Genomic DNA, 4,454 nt, shown 5'->3' on the forward strand with positions numbered 1-4,454 from the left:
CCCGCGCACGGGGTCCCCCGGCCGCGCCTCGTCGCGCCCCGCCCCCGCCCCCGCCCCCGCTCCGGCGGTTCCGCTCCCGCCCGCTCCGCGCTCCCGGCCGGTCAGCCCGCCCCGGCGAGCGCGCTGCGGCGCCACGTCAGCGCCCTCTCGTCGCTCTCGAAGGGCCTCAGGGGCACCCCTGCCGAGCGTCCTCGCCCGGACCGGGGGGCGGCGGGATGCGGTGCGGCGGGGGCCACTCACCGTGCGGAGATCATGGCGGCTCGTCACGGCCGCCCGTCTCGGCGACTCTTCTCGGCGGGTGGCCTCCGAGCGCCGCGTCGGCGGGATGTGGCGCGGTGGGGCTCGGCGCCCTCGTGCGGCGGCCATCGCGGCGGCCCGTCCTGGCCGCTCGTCGCGGTGGGTGGCTTTCGGGCGTCGCGTCGGCGGAGGTGTTGTGCGGTGGGGGTCGGCGCTCTTTGTGCGGTGCGGTGGTGAGGGCGTATTCAAGGGTGTGAGATCGCGTGTCGTGGGGTGGTGATGGGTGGGAGGTGCGGGGCGTGAGAGCTCGGTCCGGTGGGCGGTTTGGGGTGGCCGGAGGTGCGGGGGAGGGGCGTACCATGACCTGCGGAAACCGGCGACAGCCCTTTATCGACATTCCGGACTTAACGCTGCATGCTGGGATATAACCGCAGCGTGCGCGACATATTCGTGGAACATGCTCGAAACTTTTCCACGGCACTGTGAGAGCCTCTGAAAGGGGGCGGCAATGCTGCTGCGACTGAGGGTGTCGCTGCCGGACCGGCCGGGCGGCCTTGGCCAGGTCGCCAAGTCTCTTGGAGCGCTGGGCGCGGACATCCTGCAGGTCACCGTGCTCGAACGCGAGGCCGGACGGGCCGTGGACGATTTCACTGTTTCCTGGCCTGGGCCGGTGACCGCCTCAGAGGCTCGCGATCGATTGTCGGCCATGCCGGGTGTACGGGTGGAGGGCGTCTGGGCGACCAAGGAGGTGCCGGGCTCGGCGCTGGACTATGACCTTCTCATGCACGTCGTGTCCCAGCCCGCCCGGGGATTCGCCGCGCTGGTGGACGCGCTGCCGGGGTTGTGCGGCGCGGAGTGGTCGGTGGCCCTGGCCGACGGCGCCGTACGGCACGCCTCGCTGGCCGCCCCCGAGAAGTTCGAGCTGAACCTGCCGGAACCCCCGCCACGGGCCGCCACCCTCGACGCCAATGAACTGCGCCTGATGCTGCTGCCGGTGGTGGCACAGGGGCTGCACCTGGTGGTCGCCAGGGCGGACGGGCCGGTGTTCCACCGCGCCGAGCTGGAGCGCGCCGCCCGCATCGTGGACGTGGTCGCCAAGCTGGCCGCCCGCGCCCGGCCCGGGGCGGCAACCGGCTAGTCGTGGCGGGGCAGGCCGGACACCTCGTGGCCGGCGTGGAACAGGGCCTCCGCTATGAGAGCCCGTACGTGGGAGTCGCGTGCGGTGTAGAGCACGCGACGCCCGTCCCTGCGGGTGTCCACCAGTCCCGCCAGCCGGAGCTTGGCGAGGTGCTGCGACACGGACGGGCGGGGCACGCCGATGGCCTCGGCAAGCGAGTTCACATCCTTCTCGCCCGATGACAACAACCACATCAGCCTCAGCCGGGTGCCGTCGCTGAGCATGCGGAAGGCGTCCACCGCCGCGTTCACCTGGGCGGGAGTGGGTTGCTCTTGCGACTGGTCAGCACCTGAGACGTTGTCGCGTGCGTACATGACTACATATCCTGGTCAAAAGGGTCGAATTGCGCAAGCGAGGAATGCCATGACTGACCACAGGGGCCATACGCAACACGGGCACGGACACGGGCACGGGCACGGGCATCTCGGCAAGAGCCGCGGGTGGTTCGCCGCCGTCGCGGCTCACAATCCGCTCAGCGGCCACACCCACGACAGCGCCGACAAGACCGATGCCGCCCTGGAGACCAGCAGTCGCGGCATGCGCGTGCTGGCCGTCTCGTTCGCCGTCCTGATGGTCACCGCCGCCGTTCAGGCGGTGATCGTCGTGGCCTCCGGGTCGGTCGCGCTGCTCGGCGACACCCTGCACAACGTGGCCGACGCGCTCACCGCAGTCCCGCTGGCGATCGCGTTCTCGCTCGGCCGCCGCGCCGCCACCCGGCGCTTCACCTACGGGTACGGCAGGGCCGAGGACCTCGCGGGCATCGTCATCGTCCTGCTGATCGCCGCCTCGGCGGCCCTGGCCGGATACGAGGCCGTCACCCGGCTGCTGAACCCCCAGGACCTCCGGGCCGTCGGATGGGTGGCCGGGGCGGCGGTGGTGGGGTTCGCGGGGAACGAGTGGGTGGCCCGCTACCGGATCAGGGTGGGCCGGGAGATCGGCTCGGCCGCCCTGGTGGCCGACGGGCTGCACGCCAGGACCGACGGCTTCACCTCGCTGGCCGTCCTCCTGGGCGCGGGCGGCGCCGCGCTCGGCTTCCCCCTGGCGGACCCGATCGTGGGGCTGCTGATCACGTTCGCCATCTGCTTCGTGCTGCGGGACGCCGCCCGCGAGATCTACCACCGGCTCATGGACGCCGTGGACCCGGACCTCGTGGACCGCGCCGAGAGCATCCTGGGCGCGGTGGACGGGGTTCACCGCGTCGGCTCCGTACGCCTGCGCTGGATCGGCCACGCCCTGCACGCCGAGGTGGAGATCCTGGTAGATCATGACATGTCGGTGGTGGACGCCCACGCGGTGGCGGTGGAGGCCGAGCACCGGCTCATCCACGAACTCCCGCGCCTGAGAGCCGCCACCGTCCACACCGACCCGCACGGCCCCGCGGGCGCCGACCACCACGCCAGCCTGTCCACCCACCGGCCGGGCTGAGCCCGCCGCCGCGCGTCGGGCAACCGGCCTGGGCCACGGAACCCTGCCTTGACCGCACGCCGACCGTGAGGAACGCTGAGGCGGGAGACGATGCCGGGGGCATTACGCGTGAGGCGTCCATTCATCACCTTGCTGTCCGCCAACGCTCTGTCCGTCACCGGAAACGTGCTCTCCATGCTCGCCGTCCCCTGGTTCGTCCTGGAGACCACGGGGAGCGCCGGGCTCACGGGGCTGGCCGCCTTCGCCACCACGTTCCCCATCGTCATCTCCGCCGCGTTCGGCGCCACGCTGGTGGACTGGCTGGGGTTCCGCGGGGCGAGCGTGGTGTCCGACCTGGTGAGCGGGGTCGTCGTCCTCGCGGTTCCGGCGCTGTTCCTGACGACCGGGCTGTCCTATCCGCTCCTGCTGCTCCTGCTGTTCGTACGGTGGCTGGCCGCCACGCCGGGGGAGACCGCGCGCAAGGCCATGCTGCCCGACCTGTCGGCCCTCGGCCGCGTCCGCATCGAGCACGCGACGGCGGCGTACGACGGCGCCAGCCGCGGCGCGACCATGGTGGGCGCCCCGCTCGCCGGCATCCTGATCCTCTGGGCGGGACCGAGCACGCTCCTCATCGTCGACGGCGTCACCTTCCTCCTGTCGGCGGCGCTCATCGCCGGCGGAGTCCCGCGCATCGAGAACGGCGAACGCGAATCCGGCGGCTACATCCGCGACCTGCGCGACGGCCTGGCCTTCCTCTGGCGCGACCGCCTGCAGATGAGCGCCACCAGCATGATCGTGGTCGTCAACATGCTCGACACGGGCGTGACCCAGGTGCTGCTGGCCCTGTACGCCCGCGACGTGGCAGGCGACCCCCGCGCGTTCGGCCTGCTCACCGGCGCGCTCGGGGCGGGCGCCGTGGTGGGGACCATCGTGTACGGGGCCGCCGGCGAACGATTACCCATGAGGCTGACCTACGGAGTGTGCTTCCTCATCGCCGGCGTCCCGCGCGTACTGGTCCTGGCGCTCGGCGCGCCGTTCCCCGTGGCGCTCGCCGCGGCCGCGGTGTCCGGGTTCGCGGCCGGCGCGATCAACCCGATCCTCGGCATCCTGCAGTTCGGCCGCATCCCCGCCCCCATGAGAGCGCGGGCGCTCGGCACCATGACGGCCGCCGCGTACGCGGCCATGCCGGCCGGCGGGCTGCTGGCCGGCTCGCTCACCGAGCTGACCGGCCTGCGGACCACGCTCTACGCGTTCACCAGCCTCTACCTGATCACGTCCATCCCGCCGTTCGTCTGCCGGGCCTGGCGGGAGCTGGATCAGTCGTCTACCGCGAAAACGTAGCCAGCAGCGCGGACTCCGTGATCGGGGACTCGTGCGTGCCGGCGACCGTGCACGCGTGCGCCCCGGCTGCCGCGCCCAGGCGTACGCACTCCTCCAGCGACCGGCCGCGCAACGTGCCGTACAGGAAGCCGGAGACGAACGCGTCGCCCGCGCCGTTGCTGTCGGCCACCGGCCCGGGCAGCGGCGCGGCCGGGAAGGCGCGCACGCCGGGAACCGGCCGCGGGTCGCCGGGGCCGAGCCACGTCACCGGCACGCCGAGCGCGGACAGCGACCGCACGAGGTCGGCCTGCCTCTC

The 4,454-nt window shown here is 72.7% G+C and carries 5 protein-coding genes; 3 read left to right on the top strand and 2 right to left on the bottom strand.

The annotated features are described in order from the left end of the window. The first annotated feature begins 745 nt into the window (after positions 1-745). Positions 746-1,375, top strand: a complete 630-nt coding sequence (locus ACWDX9_RS60365; protein ID WP_350726867.1) for an ACT domain-containing protein — start codon at positions 746-748, stop codon at positions 1,373-1,375. On the opposite strand, the gene ACWDX9_RS60370 is transcribed toward ACWDX9_RS60365, so the two are convergent. Further along, entirely contained in the window at positions 1,372-1,728 is a 357-nt protein-coding gene (locus ACWDX9_RS60370; protein ID WP_449972925.1) for an ArsR/SmtB family transcription factor, read from the bottom strand. The two genes, ACWDX9_RS60365 and ACWDX9_RS60370, sit on opposite strands and share 4 nt — an antisense overlap. A gap of 49 nt (positions 1,729-1,777) precedes the next feature. Here ACWDX9_RS60370 and ACWDX9_RS60375 point away from each other — a divergent pair, with 49 nt between their 5' ends. Then, complete coding sequence (locus tag ACWDX9_RS60375) at positions 1,778-2,839, top strand: cation diffusion facilitator family transporter (RefSeq protein ID WP_449972927.1); 1,062 nt, start codon at positions 1,778-1,780, stop codon at positions 2,837-2,839. A 108-nt stretch (positions 2,840-2,947) separates the two neighbouring features. Next, positions 2,948-4,159 carry an MFS transporter gene (locus tag ACWDX9_RS60380; protein ID WP_449972929.1) on the top strand — a complete coding sequence of 404 codons (1,212 nt, stop codon included), beginning with the start codon at positions 2,948-2,950 and terminating at the stop codon, positions 4,157-4,159. Here the strand turns inward: ACWDX9_RS60380 and ACWDX9_RS60385 are convergent. After that, positions 4,143-4,454, bottom strand: a 312-nt coding sequence (locus ACWDX9_RS60385; protein ID WP_449972931.1) for a PfkB family carbohydrate kinase, incomplete at its 5' end; no start/stop codon positions are given. The genes ACWDX9_RS60380 and ACWDX9_RS60385 overlap by 17 nt on opposite strands.

The sequence above is a fragment of the Nonomuraea sp. NPDC003201 genome (assembly GCF_053590415.1).

Excerpts from the sequence above, each read along its gene's own strand:
- ACWDX9_RS60375 (WP_449972927.1), top strand. The coding sequence starts at position 1,778 with ATGACTGACCACAGGGGCCATACGCAACACGGGCACGGACACGGGCAC.
- ACWDX9_RS60370 (WP_449972925.1), bottom strand. The coding sequence starts at position 1,728 with ATGTACGCACGCGACAACGTCTCAGGTGCTGACCAGTCGCAAGAGCAA.
- ACWDX9_RS60365 (WP_350726867.1), top strand. The coding sequence starts at position 746 with ATGCTGCTGCGACTGAGGGTGTCGCTGCCGGACCGGCCGGGCGGCCTT.